The sequence below is a fragment of the Silvimonas sp. JCM 19000 genome, assembly GCF_054652575.1.
In genome coordinates this window covers 95,232-114,177 of sequence record NZ_BAAIHC010000004.1, presented here as the reverse complement: position 1 = coordinate 114,177, position 18,946 = coordinate 95,232, and the positions used below count along the sequence as shown (strand labels likewise).

Below are 18,946 nucleotides of genomic sequence, written 5' to 3'. Positions count from 1 at the left end.
CCACGCCATATAAAAAAAAGGCGACCCTGCGGTCGCCTTTTTGCCTCCTCCACCCTACTGCTTTTTATTTGGGAATAACCGCCATCACCTGGCTAGCAGCCAGTGCAGCCCAGATCTTGTGCGCGGCATTGGTCGGGTGCACGCCATCGGCAAACAGATATGTGCTGTCGGCATTGGCGGCCACCAGCGTGCTGGTGGTACATGTCATGGCGCTCAGCGAGCCATTCAGCGTGCTGTTACATGCAGGCGTGGTCACATTGCTCAGACCATAGGTTGCGGGAGACGCCACCACATTGGTCAGCATGGCCGAGACATCAAACACTTGTACATTCAGCTTGTTGGCAGTGATGGCATTGGCCACGGCGGTGTTGTAGGCCGTAGTCAATTGCGCGGCCAGACCGTTGCCGGTGGTGCCGACGGCCGCCACCGAGAACGCCGGGGTCAGCGCCAGGTTAGGCACGTTTGCATAAACGATATTGGTCGCGCCCAGGGCTTGCAGACGGCCCAGTTGCGTCACCATGCCGGTGGCAGCAGCGCCGACCACGGCGGTCGCATTGGCAGCCTGGGTGGGATCAGCCGCAACCTTCTGGGCAAAGTTGATCAGATCGTTGGCGCCGCCATCGATCAGGATCAGTTGGTGGCTGTTAAAGCTGGTGCGATCGGCCACGTATTGGTCGATCTGCGTCTTGACCGACAGCGCGGTGGCCAGTTGCACCGTGGTGCCTGCCGGCAGGCCCAGGGTGGAACCATCCACCTTGCCGCCATTGGCCGGGTCGGTCTGCACGGTGGCAGCGCCTTGCGCATAGCTGGTGCCGCCGAGCTTGACGATACGGTCCGGGTAGGCCGTGCCGACCAGGCCCCAATCCACACGTTCATACGGTTGCAGGAAGAAGCCATAAGCCAATGCCAGGTAGGATGCCCACGTGGTACCTGGCTTGGTGGTAAACGGCAGACCGGCGTAATTGTCGTTGGTCGTATCCGTATCCAGCAGCGTCGGGTTATAGGTGCCCACGTCGCTCAGGCTGTCGCCGAACGAAACGACTTCGGTGATATTGGCGGTCGATGTAACCGGTGCGGCTACGCCGGCGTTACCGCTGCCGTCGTCACCGCCACAAGCTGCCAGCAACAGGGCCGAAATGACGGCGCTGAGCGTGCCGATACCATTGATGCGCATATGCCTCTCCTTCTTACAGATTCGTGTTCTGGTTGTGGTCCAGCGTGATGCGTCGTTGCGCATCGCAGAGTGTACCGTTCTTGTAATCATCGATACCCGCACTACGCAATGCAGCGTAGCCAGCCGATACCAAATGCAACAATAAGCAGTTTCACCAACCGCGCCGTTTCAGGCTACAGCCCGCTCTGTGACTGGTTTTTCTGCAGACTACCGGCGCTTTGGCTAGCCGGTAATCTACTTTAGTTTGCAATATGCGGTCACGATAAAACGAATGTTTGTTTCTCTAACTACACACTCTGTGTAGCGGCGTAGCGCTGCATCACCATGGCAACGTATCAAAATTGATGTTGTAGCTGGCATCCAGCGTGCTCTCGTAAGCGCCAAACCGCGTGATCAATGACCATTTGCGCGACAAGCGCAAAGTCAGCTTGATGGCGTCTTCCAGCCCGTCCAGGCTTTTCTCGAAGGCAATCGACACCTTTTCGCTAAGTCGCTTACCCACCGATACCACTTGCGAGGTGGTGCCATCGGCATGCTTATCGGTGCTGACCCCGATCTCATCGATGCCGATTTCGCCGAGCATTTGCTGACCTATGCCGTCCCCGCCGCCGTTACCGGCCAACAGCCCGTTGATGGCCTGCACCATCACGGCCGCGTCGCCCTTGTCCATCGAGTCGGTGCCGTGACCAAACAACAGCCACGACAGCTTTTCGTTATCGGACAGCGCCGTCTCGGAATACAGACTCACGCGCGGCGCATTGGCGGTGCCCTTGACCGCAACGCCCACTTCCACCGTACCGCCACGGCGCATGGCCAGGATATCCAGGCCGGGATTATCCAGCGGCCCGGCAAAGCTCAAGATGCCGCGTTCGATGGTCAGGTTCTGCCCATAGGCCGCGTATTTGCCGCTTTCCACGCTGACCGTGCCGTGGCCCGATAGCGACTGGTTGGGGCTGGCGCGCAGACGCAAAGCGCCGATCAGTTTGGCGTCGATGCCGTAACCCTTGAAGGTGAAGTCATCGCCCAGATCGACATCAAACTGCAGCGCAGTCAATGCCACGTTCGACTTCGTTTCTTTTTGCGCGCCCGCAATCACCACGTCGTCCGACAGATGCGGCTCGCCGCTGGCCTGATAGCGCACCATGCCGTGATCGGCGCGCAGATTGCCCTTGATCGAAATGCCGTCCTTGTCATAGCCGAGCAAACCCTTGCCCGACACGATCATCTGCATATCCGGCTTGTTGATCAGCGTTAGTTTGTCTGCCACCACATTGGCTTTGGCGTTAGGCCCTTCCTTGCCGATGTCCAGCGTGCCGTCGGCCATCAGCGTGCCGCTGCCGCCATGGAACAAAAACTGTTTGAGCGTAACGCGGTTATCCAGCATCACCATCTGTACCGCGCCATCGGTCAGCGCCAGGCCGCTGGCACTGTCGCGGATTGCCAGCTTGTTGCCGTTGACCGCGCCGCTGACCACAGGGCGATCCAGCGTGCCGGTGCGGTGTACATCAAACGCCAGATTGCCAGCCAGTTGCAGCGTGCTGCTGATCAGCGGGGCCAGCTTGTCCAGCTTCTCGACATCACCGGCTGCATTGATATTCAGCGGGGCACTGGGCGAGATCGCCTTGTCATGCCAATCGATCTGGGTGTCGCCGTCGATTTTGACGGTGCCAAAGCGGTCGCTCACAATCTGGCCGTTCAGGGCCACGCGTGATTGCCGGGCCTGGGCGTGCAGGGCCAGTGCGGTCAGATAGAACGGTTGCGGCACGCCACCCAGCAGTTTCAGATCGCCGCTGTCGCGTTGCAGATCAACCGTACCATCCAGCGTATCGCTGCCGCGCAACTGCCAGCGCCCGCTCAGTATCATGTCGCTGCCGATGTTTTTGATGCCCGCCAACGCCAGATATTCGGCCACCGGCACCTGACTGATTTCGCCCGCCGTATCGAGTTGTGCGCCGCTCATCTTCAGCCGCGCGATATGGATCTGGCCGGCGCCGACGGCGATGCGGGTATCGCCGAGGCCGATTACATCGGCGCCAGCGGTCAGCGTGGTGGGCGCCAGCAGCTTGATATTCAACAGGCTCTGCGCCTGTAGTTCTTCCACCCGGCCACTCCAGCGCCACATCTCGTCCAGCCCCCCGGCCGCCGCCAGATTGGCACTTAGCGTCTGCGACTGGTACAGGCCGTTTACCTGCAGCGCCAGTTTGTGCGCGCCGCGCGTACCCTGCAGATTGAAATGCAGGGCCTTGATATTGGCGTTAAAGCCTTGCGCATCGGCCAGTTCGATATCGGCGTGGATCGGGCTATTCAGATCGGGGAACAAGCGCGCATCCACTTTGGCGCTGCCGATTTGCACGCCATACGGCGTATGCAGATTGCGCGCCTGCAACTGGCCCTGGATTTCCGGCCGCTTGAAGCCGCCCTGCAGCGCCACGTCGCCGTTGACTTCACCGGCAAAGCCACCGCCGATATCCGCCAGCCGATTGGCCGCGATATGCAATTGCATGCGGTCAGCCGCCTTACCCAGCGCGCCCTTGGCATCTACCCGGTTGGCCCCGAGTTGCAGCCACAATCCCGGCGTAACCAGGCGCGTGGCATCCAGCTGCGCCACGCCCTGCCCGGCCAGCGCCTGGCCATTGAAACTGCTCTGCGCCAGCGTGTATTGCAGCTTGCCTTGCCAATGCGGCTGCAAGGCGCCCTCGGCGCTGAAATCGCCGCTGATATTGCCCACTGGCGCGCTGACGTATTCGGCCGGATTAAAATTGCCCAGCTTGCCCTTGGCCTTGAAATCCTGTTTGCCATCCAGCGCAAATTCGCCGGTCAGGGCCACCGTGGCGCGACCGCGTTGCACATTCAGCTTGCGGATGGCCAGGCGGCGTTCGGTTTCGGGATGGAGCCAGCCCAGATCGGCTTCGGCGTTGGTCTTGTAGCGCTGGTCGCTCAGTTTGGCCAGCACGTCCGGCGCTTTGTACGGGCCCTTGAGCGCAATATCGCCACTGAGTCGGGTGGGCGGCTGATTCTTGATCAGCGCAGCCACGTTCAGGTCTTTGAGCTTGAAGTGCGCATCCAGCTTGTCCTGGGCAAACTGGCCATCGCCACTGAGCGTGCCGCCCCCCAGCAAGCTGGCTTGCAGATTGGTCAGATCCAGCCGGTTGTTCGACACCGCAAAATGCGAGCTGATTTGCGTGACCGGTACCGCTTCCTGGTCCCAGGTGGCGGCAGCGGCGTTGCTGATCTGCACATCGCCATCGGCATGATCCTTGCCGCGCGGCACCAGCGTGATATTGGCCGACAGCGAAGCCTGGGGCAGCGTGGCCAGCAATTGCTGCGGGTTAACGCGCTCGGCGCTGATGCGCGCCTGTTTGAGCATGGCGTAGCTGTATTCGGCAAAGACATCGGCGCGCAGCGACGCGCTGGCCTGGGCCACTTCGCTCTGCAGACGGGCTTGCACATTCAGATCGCGTAGCGCGCCATCAAGCTGCACGCCCGCCTGCATCGCCTTGCCATCCAGCACGCCGCGAAACTGCAACTGGCCCAGCGTCTTGAAGGGAGCATCGCCATCCAGTTGCAGATCGGCCTCAAAGCGGCCGCGTGGAGTTAATAGCTGGTCGATGCTGAGCTTGTGGGTTTCGCCGTCGCTTTGCAGCGAGGCTTTGAGCGCGGTAAAGACCAGCGGGGTGCCGACGATTTCCAGCCGGGCCAGTTGCACATCATTGGCGCGGATGGCAATCGGCAAGCGCAAGGATGTCGGTGGCGGCGAGGTCGGTTTGTTGGGCGGTTGCGGTTTGGTTGTGACATGCACCGAGCCGACATCAAGCGCATCGATGCCAACGCGCCGCTCCAGCAATTCCAGCGGTTTCCAGCGGAGCGAGGCGGTGTCGATGCTGACGTGCGCTTCGGGCGTGTCGACCACCACGTCGCTCACTTGCAACTGACTATATAAAGAGCCGTCGAGCTTGCCGATGCTGACCACTTTGCTGGCCGCAGCCTGGCGCAACAGCCAGGCATGGCCGGACGCGGTGTCTATCCACCACGCGGCGCCACCCAGCGCCAGCGCCAACAGCAGCACCAGGCCGAGCAACAGTACCAGCGTATTGCGCAGCGGATGCCGTCGCCTGGGCTGCGGGGTGGCTGGGGCGGGGATGAGGTCGTCGTCCAGCATCAGAACGCCATGCCCAAGGCAAAGTGGAAGCGGATTTTGCGGTCTTGCACGCCATAAGCCAGATCGGCGCCGATCGAGCCCACCGGACTGATCCAGCGTGCGCCCACACCCACGCCGGTGCGGCCTTCCCAGGTCTGCCAGCTGTCAGCGGCGTCGCCATAGTCAACGAACACGGCGCCGCGCCAATCCTTGTACACGGGATGTTGGTATTCCGCACTGCTGGTGGCCAGCACGCGGCCGGGCACGATGGTGCCGTCATCGGCTTTGACGCCCAGAGCTTGATAGTCATAACCACGCACACTGCCGCTACCGCCGGCGCGGAACAGCCAGTCGGTGGGCACCCCGTCGGGATTACGCGCAAAGTTCTGCCCCAGTTCCAGCCGGCCCAGAAATATGCCGGTCTCGCCCACCGGGTAATACACCGAACCTTTGCCGTACAGACGCACAAAGGTCTGCGTCGACAACAACTGGCCCGAGGCGCCACCGCCTTCCAGCTGCAGCACATTGCCGCGATGCGGATCGCGCTGGCTGTCCAGATCACGCCGCACCCATTTGTAATTGGCGGTCAGCGCATGTGGCGTATCAATCTGGCCGTCGCCCACGTCCCGGCGTTCGGCCTGGTATTCAATGGTGATGGTGCGATCAATATCGCGATCAGTGCGCGATTTGCTGAAGCCGCCTTTATAGGTGGTGGTGACCAGGCCTTGCACATCGCTGTGGTCGGCGTTGACGTAAAGCTTGTTGTTATAGCCGTCGTCCTGTTTGGGGAAAGCCAGCTCGGTATTGAGCGATTGCTCCAGCCCTTCGTAGGTGGCCTTAGTGGTCCACACCCAGCCGCGATTCGCCACATTGTTATAGCGATAATCAATCTGGCCGCGATAACGCGTGTTGGTGCTGTAACCGGCGGCCAGGCCCAGCTTCTGCAATGGCGCTTCCTGGATCGTAATATCGATCGGCGCGGTATAGGGCGGCTCGTCGCTCAGTTGGGTATCAACGATGGCGGTGGCCACCTGCGGAATGTCTTGCAGATCGCTCTGCAATTGCAGCAATTGATACCGCCGGTATTCGTCGCCCGGATTCAAATGAATCTGATCACGCACGATCTGCTCCGGATAGCGCTGCATGCCGCTGATCTCGGCCTGACCATAGTGATAGAACGGGCCGCTATCCAGCACCATGGTCAGATCAACCACATTGGCTTTGGGATCGACCAGCGCCTGGCTCTCGCTGATATAGGCTGCGGCGTAACGCCGGTTCTGCAGCGCGGTAAGCGCGCGGCGCTTGTAGGCGTCCCATTGCGCCTGGGTAAACACGCTGCCTTCTGTGAGCGCGGGGTCGGATTTGAGCCGCTGCAACAGATTGTCGCGATACGGCGGATCGTCGTTCACGGTGCCAGTCAGGCGGAAATCAATCTTGCGCACGGTGGCCACCGGGCCGGGATCCACCGTGACATCAACGCGGTAGTGCTCGCCGTCATGGTTAAGCGTGGCTTTGACCACAGGCGAAAAATAGCCCTCGGTATTCAGCAGATTGGCGGCGTCTTGCGGGGTGCGGTCGACTGCGGCTTGCAGATCGTCCACCGCCAGATCTTTTTGTTTGCGCCAGCGATACACGTCGAGATAAGACTCAAGCAAATCGTCCACTTGTTTGGGCGCATTGATCTTGACGTCGTAGCTGTTGACGCGCGCTACGTCGTCGGCCCACCCCAGCATCGGCGCAGACACAGCAAGAACCAACAGACAGCGGCAGAAGAGCGCAGGCAAAGGCAGGAATCCGGGACGGCATCAGTCAAGCCGCTACTGTACCGAAGTGCATGCGTGTGGTGAACAATGCTGGTGGGATATTTGTGCAAGGCAGTGATGCAATAGCGAATTCAGCATGGCGAAAGCGGCACGCAGGATGCTTGCAAAGCGACGGGCAAAAAAATAGCCCGTTGGTCAGTAGCGCTTACGCGTTAACTAGCCACGGGCATAGAGGATGGAGGAGTCGATAAAGCTTACGGCTTGCGCCGTATTTCTAAGCCTAGGAGAGCTTAAAAAGAGGTTGCGCGCTCAGCGCTACCGGTGTTTTCCACTTGCGTTTCAAACGCCGATCCATGGGCCGTAATGTACGACAACTACAAAAATGGTGCAAGCGTTTATGTAGGTTAACTACGTTATATTTTCATTACCAACCGTCATATAACTACAACAATGTACGGGCAAACCCTGATATTCGTTACGTTTCTTCACGTAGCTCGCACTGCAACATACAAAACGGTAGGTGTAGCAATACTACCCCCTCCCTGCCCGCGCGCCCCGCGACGGCGCACGTTTTCAGCCGTGGCGCACCCGGCCGGTGCGGCATTTTTTTGCGCAAACTACATGCAGCTGCGCGATACACAGTTTTACGAAAATTCCGACCATCCGGCCAGCTTGCCGCTGGTCGCCTGCGCGTAAAAGACGCCAGACCGGCCCAGAATTCGAGTGGCCGCAATGCAATAGGGTGGGTCGTGACCCACCATTCAAAGACGTATAGCCCGGCGATGGCGCTCGAATATGCGGCTTTGGATGGTGGGTCTTGACCCACCCTATGCGACTTGGTGCCAGATCAGGAAGCTTTGCCCAGCAGCGCCGCAATAGGGTGGGTCGTGACCCACCATTTCAAAGACGTATAACCCGGCGATGGCGCTTGATTATGCGGCTTTGGATGGTGGGTCTTGACCCACCCTATGCGGCGTGGTGCCAGATCAGGAAGCTTTGCCCAGCAGCGCCGCAATAGGGTGGGTCGTGACCCACCATTCAAAGACGTATAACCCGGCGATGGCGCTCGATTATGTGCCTTTGAATGGTGGGTCTTGACCCACCCTATGCGGCTTGGTGCCAGATCAGGAAGCTTTGCCCAGCAGCGCCGCTTTCAGATCATTCTGCACCGGCTTCTGGCCCAGCCAGATCGACAGCATGGCCGAGGCGAAGTCGTCGCCCGGGATGACCGGGTAGGCTTTGCCACGCACGCTCACCTTGGTGCCGGTGCCGGGAATAAAGTCCAGCGTGATCAGATCGCCCTTCTCTACCTTTTTCACGTCGGCAAAGATTTTTTCCAGTTGCGACACACGCGGTTTGATCGCCGCCAGTTGCGCGTCGGTAGTGTTGGCTTCCAGCCCTTCCACAAACGATTCGTGCATGGTGCTGGCGCCCACGCCGCGCAACATTTTCAGTTCCATGCGGCGGGCGCTGGTGCCGTTGATGACGGCGGCGCCGTCGGCGGTTTTGGCACTGGTATACAGCGCGGCCACATAGACATCAAAAATCACTTTCTTGCGCAAGCCAGCGCCATCCAGCAACAGGCTCTGGCCGTTGACTTCAGCATGTTCCGGCACTTGCTGGCCTTCGACTTCAAGCGCGTGCGCGGCGGTGGTCAGGCTTAGACCGAGGGCGGCGATGGCCAGTGATTGTTTGAGCAGCGAGCGTTTTTGCATGGTGTATTCCTTAACAAAAAAAGCCCGCGGGGCAAGCCGCGGGCGCAAAGGCAGAGCTAGAAGAAGGTACGACGGCCGCAGCGCAAGCGCCGCAGCAACCCATGACTGCAGCCGCAGGGATGAATACAGACGCAAGCAACCCGCACTGGCCATGGCCAGCGCCCACAGGTGGCAATATCTGTAATCGCGGATCAGTCATCGGCAGTGCCCGCCTGCTCCAGCCAGCATGGCCAGAACAGGCGGCGCAGGTTACAGCGACTGGATGATCCCGGCGGCACCCATACCGGTGCCGATACACATGGTGATCATGCCGTACTTGCCGGCCATGCCTTCACGGCGCATGCCGTGCACCAGCGTAGCGGCACGGATTGCGCCGGTGGCGCCCAGCGGGTGACCAAGGGCAATGGCGCCGCCCTGCGGATTAACCTTGCTGGTGTCCAGATTCAGATCGCGAATCACCGCCAGCGACTGCGCGGCAAATGCTTCGTTCAGCTCGATCCAGGCCAGATCGTCCTGATTCAGGCCAGCCACGCGCAGCGCGGCCGGGATGGCTTCTTTCGGGCCTATCCCCATGATGGCGGCGGGCACGCCCTTCACCGCAAAGCTGACAAACTTCGCCAACGGGGTCAGGTTGTATTCCTTGAGGATGCGTTCCGACACCAGGATGACCGCGCCTGCGCCATCCGACATCTGCGAGCTGTTACCCGCCGTGACCGAGCCTTTGGCGGCGAATACGGTCTTCAGTTTGGCCAGGCCTTCCATGCTGGTGTCGCGACGCGGACCTTCGTCGGTCGTCAACGATTTCTTCACATATTCGACTTCGCCAGTGGCCAGGTTAGGCACGCGGTAAGTGGCTTCGAGCGGGGTGATTTCGTCGGCAAACTTGCCGCCTTCAATCGCGGCCAGCGCGCGCCGATGCGATTCAACTGCAAAGGCATCCTGATCTTCGCGGCTGACTTTCCATTGCTCGGCGACTTTCTCGGCGGTCAGACCCATGCCGAAGGCAATGCCCAGGTTTTCGTCCTTGGCAAAGATTTCCGGGTTCAGCGCTACCTTGTTACCCATCATCGGCACCATCGACATGCTTTCGGTACCGGCGGCAATCATCACGTCGGCTTCGCCCACACGGATGCGGTCTGCAGCCATGGCCACGGCGTTGATGCCGGACGAGCAGAAGCGATTGATGGTGACGCCACCCACGGTATCGGGCAGGCCAGCCAGCAGCAGGCCAATGCGCGCTACGTTCATGCCTTGTTCGGCTTCGGGCATGGCGCAGCCCACGATCACGTCTTCAATGCGCGCGGGGTCGAGGCCCGGCACTTGCGCCAGCGCGCCTTTCAGCACGTGCGCCAGCATGTCGTCCGGACGCACATTCTTCATCATGCCGCGCGGGGCCTTGCCCACCGGCGTGCGCGTGGCGGCGACGATATAAGCTTCTTGGATCTGTTTGCTCATGGTGAGCTCCTGAGTATTCATTCAAACAATCAGGCTGGCCGGGGTTTTGCTGCCACCGGCCAGCAACGGAAAAGTCATCTGCGCCAGGGCGACGATCAGTTCCGTAGCGGTTTGTTGTTTTCCAGCATGTACATGATGCGTTCCTGGGTTTTGCCTTTCTTCAGCAAGCCCATAAAGCGTTGGCGTTCCAGCGTGAGGATCCATTCCTCATTCACCAGCGTGCCCGCGTCCACATCACCGCCGCACACCACTTCGGCAATCTGCACGCCAATGTGGTAGTCGTATTTGCTGATAAAACCGCCTTCCAGCATGTTGATCAGTTGGCCACGGATGGTCGCCGCGCCGGTACGGCCCGCCACCGGAAAGCCCTTGGGCTTGATCGGTGCCTTGTAGCCCGCGTCGGCCAGGGCACGTACTTGCGATTGCGCCACGTGCAGGATTTCGTTGGTGTTAAACACCACGATGTCCGATTCACGCAGATAGCCTATCTCTTTGCCTTCTTCGGCCGAAGTCGCGACTTTGGCCATGGCCATCGCCATGTAGTAGTCCTTCAGCACGGCCAGGATGTCGCCACCCTTGGCTTCACGCGCCGCGCGCAGGGCAAATTCCTTGCAACCGCCGCCCGCGGGCAACAGGCCCACGCCCACTTCCACCAGGCCGATATAGCTTTCCAGCGCAGCCACCACCCGGGCGGAATGCATCAGGAACTCGCAACCGCCGCCAAAGGCATAACCTTGCGCCGCCGCCACCACCGGTACTTGCGCGTACTTGATGGTCATCGAGGTTTTCTGGAATTCGGCCACCATTTTTTCGATGGCGTCGAAATCACCGGTCATAAAGGCCGGGCCCATGCTGGCCAGATCGGCGCCCACCGAGAACGGCGCTTCCGGATGCCAGATCACCAGGCCGGGGTAGCGCGCTTCGGCGATACGCACCGAAGCCTGCAGGCCTTCCAGTACGGCCGCGCCCACGCTGTGCGCCTTGCTCTTGAAGCTGACCACCGGCACGTCGTCGCCAGCGCGCAACCACATGCGCACGCCGTCGTTTTCGTAAATGGTTTCGCCATATTGCGGCGCGGCTTCGCCAAACACGGTCGGCGGGTAAATCTGGCGCTCGTACACCGGCAGCGTCGAACGTGCTTTGTAGCTGTTGTCGGCGGCGCTATAGCTGCCTTGCGGCGTATGCACGCCGTCCACGCTGTTGACCCAGGCGGGCAGTGCCGCGCTCGACATGGTCTGGCCCGCAGCGATTTCGCCCGAGATGGCTTCAGCAATGGCTTTCCAGCCTGCGGCTTGCCACATCTCGAACGGACCTTGCTTCCAGCCAAAGCCCCAGCGAATGGCAAAATCCACATCGCGCGCATTGCCGGCGATATCGCCCAGCCAGTAGGCAATGTATTGCCACACATCGCGCATGCAGGCCCACAGGAACTGCGCTTGCGGGTTTTGCGATTCGCGCAGCGCTTTGAACTTCTCGGCCGGGTTTTCAATTTTCAGGATGGCTTTGACTTCGTCATCGCCCTTCTGGCCCGATTGCACGTATTCGCCAGTCTTGGGGTCCAGCACGAAGATATCGCGGCCTTCTTTGCGATAAATGCCGCCCTTGGTTTTCTGGCCCAGCGCGCCCTTCTCGATCAGCGCCTGCATCCATGCCGGCACGGTGTAGAACGCGTGCCATGGATCATCCGGCAGGTTGTCGGTCATGGTTTTGACGACGTGCGCAAACGTGTCCAGACCCACCACATCGGCGGTGCGGAACGTGGCCGACTTGGGGCGACCCAGGCGCGGGCCAGTCAGGTCATCCACGACATCAAAGCGGATACCGAGGCGTTCGGCATGGTGGATGGTGGCCAGCATGCTGAACACGCCAATGCGGTTGGCGATAAAGTTGGGCGTGTCTTTGGCGCGTACCACGCCTTTACCCAGGCGCGTGGTCAAGAAAGTTTCCAGCGCATCCAGCTCGGCGCCTTCGGTGTACCGGGTCGGAATCAGTTCGACCAGGTACATGTAGCGCGGCGGATTAAAGAAGTGGATACCGCAAAAGCGGCCCCGCAGCGCTTCCGGCACGCCGTCGGCCAGCTTGCCGATCGACAGGCCCGAAGTATTGGTGGCCAGGATGGCGTGATCGGCCACGTGCGGCGCAATCTTTGCGTACAGGTCCAGCTTCCAGTCCAGGCGTTCGGCGATGGCTTCGATGATCAGATCGCAGTCGGCCAGTTTTTCCAGATCGCTGCCGTAGTTGGCCATGGCGATATAGTCCGCGCGGGCGGCGCTGGAAAACGGAGCAGGTTTCAGCTTCTTCAGATTGTCGACGGCCTTTTTGACGATGCCGTTGGCGTCGCCTTCTTTGGCAGGCAGATCAAACAGGACGGTGTCGATACCGGCATTGACCAGGTGAGCGGCAATCTGCGCGCCCATCACCCCGGCGCCGAGCACGGCAACGCGACGTATATTGGCTTTCTGGAACATTTAAATATCCCCAGTGGTAAGGCTGTTGACGTTGGTTTCAGGACTGCGGCGGCATGCCTTGCGGACAGCAATCCGGAAACTCACTACAACTGCGCCGGGCTAATGTGACCCGTGTTGTTCTGCGTGGTTTAAAAGGTGCGCCCCCGTGGGAGCGCACCGTGTCAGGCCTGATGCTTAGAACTTGTAGTTGATCTGCATGCCCAGAATGTTGGCATTGCTATCGAAATCAGCCACGGTGGTGGTGCCACTACCGGTACACGTCGGCAGCAAGCAGCCTTCGTTGTTGTTCATGTGCGCGTCCTGGATTTTCACGTAGGTGTAGGCCAGATCGAGCGACAGCTGCGGCGTAAACATGTAGTTCAGGCCCAGCGAGAACCAGGTGCGGTTGTTATCCGGCAAGGCCGCCAGACGATATTCCGAACTGGGTACCGGGCTTTGGTCATAGGCAATACCGGCGCGTAGTTGCAGCGGCTGGCTGTACTGATACGTGGTACCGATCGAGTAGCGATTGGTGTTCTTCCAGCTTTGCACGATGACGGCATTGGGCAGGCTGTTAGAGAAATCCAGTTGCAGCTCGTCAAACTTGCTGTGCCAGGTGTGGGTGTAATCCGCCATCACCGCCCACTTGGGCGTCAGCTGCTTGAAGAAGTTGATCGATGCGGTATCGGGTGTGTCGACAGCAACGGTACCGGTGCTGTTGGTAAACGCCGAGAACGCGCCGGACAACTGATTCTGCAGCGCCTGGTTAAGGATGGTGCCGGCCGTGCCCAGATTGCTCAGGCCCGGGATGGTGATGCTGTTGGGGTTGTACCAGTTGGCATCGCCCGACAGGTTGTGCTTGATATGGCTGCGATACGCCGCGCCGAAGCGCAGGGTTTCGTCCACATCCCACATCACGCCCATATTCCAGCCAAAGCCCCAGTCCGTGCCCTGGTATTTCATTTCGCTGTCGTTGGCAGCGTTGCCTTGCATGGCCGCAATGGCGGACGGCAAGGAAGCCTTCAGTTGCGCCGCCTGCGCCGAGGTCAGTTGGCCATTCACCACCAGTTGCGTAACCAGATTGGTCAGCGCGGCCTGGCCGGCGGTGGTCGACAGTTCGGATTGCAGCTCTTGCGCGGCCAGAGAACCAAAGTCCGCCTTTTTGTTGAACTTGGCATCCATGTACTGCGCGGTAATCCCGAAGCCGACCGACCAGTGATCGTTGATCTTGTAGGCAAACGCGGGGTTGAACGCGTAGGTACGCATGTCGAGCTTGGTCGAGTTGTAACGGCCGGTCCAGCCTTCGTCGTAGCTGACCGCATCACCAAACGGGATAAAGAAACCAATCCCGCCGTACACCTTGTCGTTGAACTGGTGGGTGTAGTACAGCTGCGGTACTTCCACAATCGAAGTTGCGCGACCGCCATCGTTACCGCTGACGGAGGCGCCGCCGGCCGTGGTGGCGCTGATATTGGACGGGCTGACGCTCGGATCCAGAATCACCAATGCGCCGGAGAAGTTATCCCCCTTCAGATGGGTCATGCCGGCCGGGTTATAGAACAGCACCGAGGCGTCTTTGGCCTCTGCACCGTTCGAGTTGGCAACAGATTGCGAGCTGACGCTTTGCACGCCAAACGAATAACCGGAAGCCAGAGCATGGCCGGACACAAGCACCAGAGTGCTCGCACCGACCAAGCGCAGTGCGCTGGCGATTTTCTTCATCGTACTCTCCTTCAAACGCGGCTTTTGCCGCAGCTTTTTTGGATGCCCGCCGTGGGAAGCGGGCTTTCATCGGGGGCCTTTGTGGCCCTCAGTTTTTCCGTAGAACGCGTAGTGGACTTACATCCAGGTACACACGTCAGCTGGATTTTTTATGCCGATCGACCGGGCGGCAAGCCACCCGGCACAAATACAACGCTTGCTTGACAGCGCCAACGCCTGCAAAAGCGCGTTGGCCCGGTCTTCCACTTTTACAAACCTGCCGCGCTTTGTGGCGCGGTCAGGCTTGTTGGCACCGCTTCATGCAGAGTAGATGAAGATAAGAAGCGGCCCGACTTGCTACTGCGACTGCTGATTCCGGTAATACGTATGCTTGCGCGATCAAGTGCGCCCGATCAGACCGGTGCGCCCGGCACTTCAGCCAGTACGGCCTCGGGCGTGGTCGGCTGCGGTGCCACCGGGGCGCTGGCCTTGGCGCTGTGGCCGAGGATGACGCGGGTGGTGACGCCCAGATCGGGGTTTTCCAGATTGCCGTCGAAATCGTCGACCATGATCACCTGGCGTTTCAGTTGGCGAGCGCGGGTAACGGCGGCGTGTTCTTCTTTGCTGATCAAGCCCTTGGCTACCGCGTCGTCGAGACGATCCATCGCGGTCAGACCCACATTCTTGCCATCGCGCTGGGCTTTACGCAGCTTGTGTTCCAGCCCTTCGGTGGCGATGACGGCCTTCAGCGCATGGTCCAGCACGCCAATCGGATCGCTTTCGTCGGTGGAGCGATACATGTATTCAACCAGGCGATCGCGGGTTGTCGTCGGCTCCATCAGCAGCTTGGCTACCTTGGTGCCCACATAATCTGCCGGGGCGCGCAGCGACATGCCCAGCGGGAACACCAGACGACGCATCAGCCAACCCAGCAGCGGGCTCGGGTGATTGCTCAGGAAGCCATCCAGCGCCATCTGGCAATCGTAGAGCGCGGTTTGCACCGACCATTGCAGCAGCGGCAGATCTTCTTCCGGCATGCCATCGTCGTGATATTTCTTCAGCACAGCGGTGGCGATATACAGATTGGACAGCGCATCACCCAGGCGCGCCGACAGCTTTTCCTTGAACTTGAGGCTGCCGCCCAAGCTGGCCATGCCCATATCCGCAGCAAAGGCAAAGGCCGAAGACATGCGCGTGACTTGCTTGTAATACACCGCGGTCTTGCCCGATTTGGGGCTGCCGACAAAGGCCGCGCCGGTCAGGCCCATCACCAGTGCACGCACGGCATTGGAGACGGTAAAGCCGATATGACCGATGACTGCGCTATCAAACGCCGCGCCGTCGTTGTTCATGGCCGAACGCATTTCGGTCAGCACATAGGGATGGCAACGGATGGCGCCCTGACCAAAGATGATCATCGAACGCGTAAGGATGTTGGCGCCTTCCACCGTAATCGCCACCGGAATCGCTTGATAACCGTGTGCCAGATAGTTGTTGGGGCCAATACACACGGCTTTGCCAGCGTGCACGTCCATGGCGTCGTTCAGCACCTTACGCATGCGTTCGGTGTTGTGATATTTGAGAATGCCCGACAGCACCGACGGCTTCTCGCCCATATCAAGGCCAGTCAGCGCCAGGCGTTGTGCCGCGTCCATCTGATAGGCATAGCCACCGATGCGCGCAATCGCTTCATCCACGCCTTCGAACTTGCCGATGGCCAGACCAAACTGGTTGCGGATGCGGGCATATGCGCCGGTGGTGAAGGCGGCCAGTTTGCCCGACGCCACCGACATGGCCGGCAGCGAGATGCAACGGCCCACCGACAGACATTCCACCAGCATGCGCCAGCCCTGGCCCACGTAGTCTTTACCGCCAATCACCCATTCCATCGGGATAAACACGTCGTTACCCCAGTTCGGACCATTCTGGAACACCGACGTGGCCGGATAGTGGCGACGGCCGATTTCCACGCCTTCGTGTTCGGTCGGGATCAGCGCGCAGGTAATGCCGATATCTTTTTTACCGCCGAGCAAACCGTCCGGGTCATACAGCTTGAACGCCAGACCGAGGATGGTGGCGATCGGGCCCAGCGTGATGTAACGCTTTTCCCAGCTGACGCGGATACCCAGCACGTTTTCGTGCCGCTCGCCGGTGCGCGGGTCGGTATACGAACCACGCGTCACCACGCCGTAATCGGGGATACCACCGGCATCCGAGCCGGCTTCCGGGCTGGTCAGCGCAAAGCAGGGAATCTCCACGCCCTTGGCCAGACGCGGCAGGTAGTAGTTCTTTTGTTGTTCAGTGCCGTAGTGCTGCAGCAATTCGCCCGGTCCGAGCGAGTTGGGCACCATCACCGTCACCGCGGCCGAGCCGCTGCGGGTGGCGATCTTGGTCACAACGCGAGCATGGGCGTAGTTGGAGAACTCCTTACCGCCATACTCTTTCTTGATAATCATCCCAAGGAAACCCTGATCCTTGATGAACTGCCACACGTGCTGTTCCAGGTCTTTGGTTTCGTGGGTGATTTTCCAGTCGTCCAGCATCTTGCACAGCTGTTCGGTGGGGCCATCAATAAACGCTTGTTCTTCGGCCGTCAGTTGCGGGGCCGGAAAGTTATGCAGGCGCTCGTAATCAGGCTTGCCCGAGAACAGATCGCGATCCCACCACACCGTGCCGGCATCCACCGCTTCTTGCTCGGTCTGCGACATCGGCGGCGTGATTTTCTTGAAGACGCCGAACAGCGGATTGGTAATCAGGGCGCGACGCAGCGGCTTGAGGTTAAGCACGGCCAACACCACCACCACCACGCCCAGCCATACCGGGCTGGCGCCGCGCGCAAACACGGCAAACGCCGTACCCAACAACACCAGCAACGAGCTGAACCACAACGGGGCGCGTACATACGCCACCGCCAGGAAGGCGACCAGCACAATGGCCACACTGATGAGCGCTGTCATTTTTGTAGACTCCTTTACGAATTCTGATCGACCAGCTCTGGCATCGCGGCTTGCGCGTCCAGACCAGCCACAACAAACGGCACCAGCATGCGCGCCACCATTTGCGGATCGCGGGCATTTACGATGGGGTGCGCCATAAACAGCCGCAGTACATTGGTGCCGGCAAACGCGTTGAACATGGCGTTGGCCAGAAAGTGAAAGCGCCAGTGCACTTCAGCTTCGGACAAATGCGGCAGCGATTTGACCAGCGCGCTGATATAGCGGCGAGTCAGCTCACTGTATCGGCGCGGCATGCTTTCCTTGAGCACCGGGTGCGGCTCAACAAAAGTACGCGCCAGCAAGCGTACAAAGATCAGGCCGCCCAGACTGGCTTCCTGGCCCAGTTCGATGGCGGCGGCCACAAAGGCCTCCACCACCTGTTTGGCGCTGGGATTGACATACTGGCGTTCCAGCTGGTCCAGATGGCCCAGAAACAAACGCGCAAACGGCTCGGCCCGGCGTTCAAATACGGCTTTGAACAGGCCATCTTTCGAGCCGAAGTAATAATTGACGGCGGCGATGTTAACGCCGGCGGCTTGGGTAATCAGGCGCATCGAGGTGGCATCAAAGCCGTGCTCAACGAACAACAGTTCGGCGGCATCCAGAATGCGGGTCGAGGTTTCGACCGCCTTGGCGGACTCTCCCATACGTGCTCCAGTGGTGTAGCGTCGTGTTCGATATTTCAAACGAGTGTTTGAAAATTAGCGAGTCCTTTGACGCTTGTCAATATTTACAAGCAGAAAAAGGGGGTGAGGGCTTTCCCGTACGGCCGCCGCGCCCTGTATTGAGCGCGCCGCCAACGCCATGCCGCCAATAGCGGTGACTACCGGCGTCGCACGAAAGAGACAGACCTCAACGGGAATGCGGGCTGGCACCGGGACGGTGCAGCCGGAGCAAGCGGCGCGGCGCGGCGTTTGCAGTTGCTTGATGGCGGCAGGAAACGACGCGCTGCGCACAACAAAAGCCAGCGCCGGTCGCCGCCTCCGGCCTGCAGCCCATCAAATGGGTTTGAAATAATTGCGTAGTCGCATCACCGCTGCAACGTAATCACGCGCGCCGTCGCGGCTTAGCTTTCCTGCAGATCGCCATCGACATACAGCCAGCGTCCGTCGGCGCCACGGCTGAAAGAACTGGTCTCATGCAGCTTCCAGGCGCGGCCGTTTACTTTGTAGCGCGCAACAAATTCGACCGCAGCCAGATCACCCTCTTCGCTGGCACGACGGATTTCCAGCGATTGCCAGTTCACATTGCCGTCGGCTGCCAGATCCAGCGCGGTGGGCCGCGTTTGCGGGTGCCATGTTGCCAGCAGATAGTCTTCCAGCTTGAGCACATAGGCGGTGTAACGCGAGCGCATCAACGCCTCGGCGCTGGGCGCGGCTACGCCGCCGTGATAAATCGCACAGCAACCGGTATAGGGCAAATTGCTGCCACAAGGGCATTTAAGCGGGGCCATAGGCACTTTCGACATCGACATCTATTCCTGAAATCACTGCTACTGTTTTCTGATTACAGCGGCCAGCCAACGGCCGCCTGTCATGCTGCTTTCGCTTGGGGTAG

At 60.0% G+C, this 18,946-nt stretch carries 10 protein-coding genes; all 10 read right to left on the bottom strand.

What is annotated here, in order from left to right; translation table 11 throughout:
• Positions 1-64: 64 nt before the first annotated feature.
• Positions 65-1,174, bottom strand: coding sequence for an SGNH/GDSL hydrolase family protein (locus tag ACYQ1A_RS05595; protein ID WP_499360903.1), 1,110 nt, complete (start codon positions 1,172-1,174; stop codon positions 65-67).
• A gap of 319 nt (positions 1,175-1,493) precedes the next feature.
• Complete coding sequence (locus tag ACYQ1A_RS05590; RefSeq protein WP_499360901.1) at positions 1,494-5,333, bottom strand: translocation/assembly module TamB domain-containing protein; 3,840 nt, start codon at positions 5,331-5,333, stop codon at positions 1,494-1,496.
• A complete protein-coding gene (locus ACYQ1A_RS05585; RefSeq protein WP_499360900.1) occupies positions 5,333-7,057 on the bottom strand; it encodes an autotransporter assembly complex protein TamA in 1,725 nt (574 codons plus the stop codon). The genes ACYQ1A_RS05590 and ACYQ1A_RS05585 overlap by 1 nt, the downstream gene beginning before the upstream one ends.
• 1,142 nt (positions 7,058-8,199) lie before the next feature.
• Entirely contained in the window at positions 8,200-8,790 is a 591-nt protein-coding gene (locus ACYQ1A_RS05580) for a chalcone isomerase family protein (protein WP_499360898.1), read from the bottom strand.
• 249 nt (positions 8,791-9,039) lie between these two features.
• A complete protein-coding gene (locus ACYQ1A_RS05575) occupies positions 9,040-10,245 on the bottom strand; it encodes an acetyl-CoA C-acyltransferase (protein WP_499360897.1) in 1,206 nt (401 codons plus the stop codon).
• 95 nt (positions 10,246-10,340) lie between these two features.
• A complete protein-coding gene (locus ACYQ1A_RS05570; protein WP_499360895.1) occupies positions 10,341-12,713 on the bottom strand; it encodes a 3-hydroxyacyl-CoA dehydrogenase/enoyl-CoA hydratase family protein in 2,373 nt (790 codons plus the stop codon).
• Between the two features lie 174 nt (positions 12,714-12,887).
• Positions 12,888-14,414, bottom strand: coding sequence for an OmpP1/FadL family transporter (locus ACYQ1A_RS05565; RefSeq protein ID WP_499360894.1), 1,527 nt, complete (start codon positions 14,412-14,414; stop codon positions 12,888-12,890).
• Between the two features lie 392 nt (positions 14,415-14,806).
• Positions 14,807-17,350, bottom strand: coding sequence for an acyl-CoA dehydrogenase (locus ACYQ1A_RS05560; RefSeq protein WP_499360892.1), 2,544 nt, complete (start codon positions 17,348-17,350; stop codon positions 14,807-14,809).
• Between the two features lie 14 nt (positions 17,351-17,364).
• Entirely contained in the window at positions 17,365-18,036 is a 672-nt protein-coding gene (locus ACYQ1A_RS05555; protein ID WP_062223767.1) for a TetR/AcrR family transcriptional regulator, read from the bottom strand.
• A 419-nt stretch (positions 18,037-18,455) separates the two neighbouring features.
• Complete coding sequence (locus ACYQ1A_RS05550; protein ID WP_499360891.1) at positions 18,456-18,857, bottom strand: YchJ family protein; 402 nt, start codon at positions 18,855-18,857, stop codon at positions 18,456-18,458.
• Positions 18,858-18,946 lie beyond the last annotated feature (89 nt).

What these genes read in the sequence shown, in the direction of transcription:
- ACYQ1A_RS05595 (WP_499360903.1), bottom strand. Translation starts at nt 1,174, where the DNA reads ATGCGCATCAATGGTATCGGCACGCTCAGCGCCGTCATTTCGGCCCTG.
- ACYQ1A_RS05590 (WP_499360901.1), bottom strand. Translation starts at nt 5,333, where the DNA reads ATGCTGGACGACGACCTCATCCCCGCCCCAGCCACCCCGCAGCCCAGG.
- ACYQ1A_RS05580 (WP_499360898.1), bottom strand. Translation starts at nt 8,790, where the DNA reads ATGCAAAAACGCTCGCTGCTCAAACAATCACTGGCCATCGCCGCCCTC.
- ACYQ1A_RS05575 (WP_499360897.1), bottom strand. Translation starts at nt 10,245, where the DNA reads ATGAGCAAACAGATCCAAGAAGCTTATATCGTCGCCGCCACGCGCACG.
- ACYQ1A_RS05570 (WP_499360895.1), bottom strand. Translation starts at nt 12,713, where the DNA reads ATGTTCCAGAAAGCCAATATACGTCGCGTTGCCGTGCTCGGCGCCGGG.
- ACYQ1A_RS05565 (WP_499360894.1), bottom strand. Translation starts at nt 14,414, where the DNA reads ATGAAGAAAATCGCCAGCGCACTGCGCTTGGTCGGTGCGAGCACTCTG.
- ACYQ1A_RS05560 (WP_499360892.1), bottom strand. Translation starts at nt 17,350, where the DNA reads ATGACAGCGCTCATCAGTGTGGCCATTGTGCTGGTCGCCTTCCTGGCG.
- ACYQ1A_RS05555 (WP_062223767.1), bottom strand. Translation starts at nt 18,036, where the DNA reads ATGGGAGAGTCCGCCAAGGCGGTCGAAACCTCGACCCGCATTCTGGAT.
- ACYQ1A_RS05550 (WP_499360891.1), bottom strand. Translation starts at nt 18,857, where the DNA reads ATGTCGAAAGTGCCTATGGCCCCGCTTAAATGCCCTTGTGGCAGCAAT.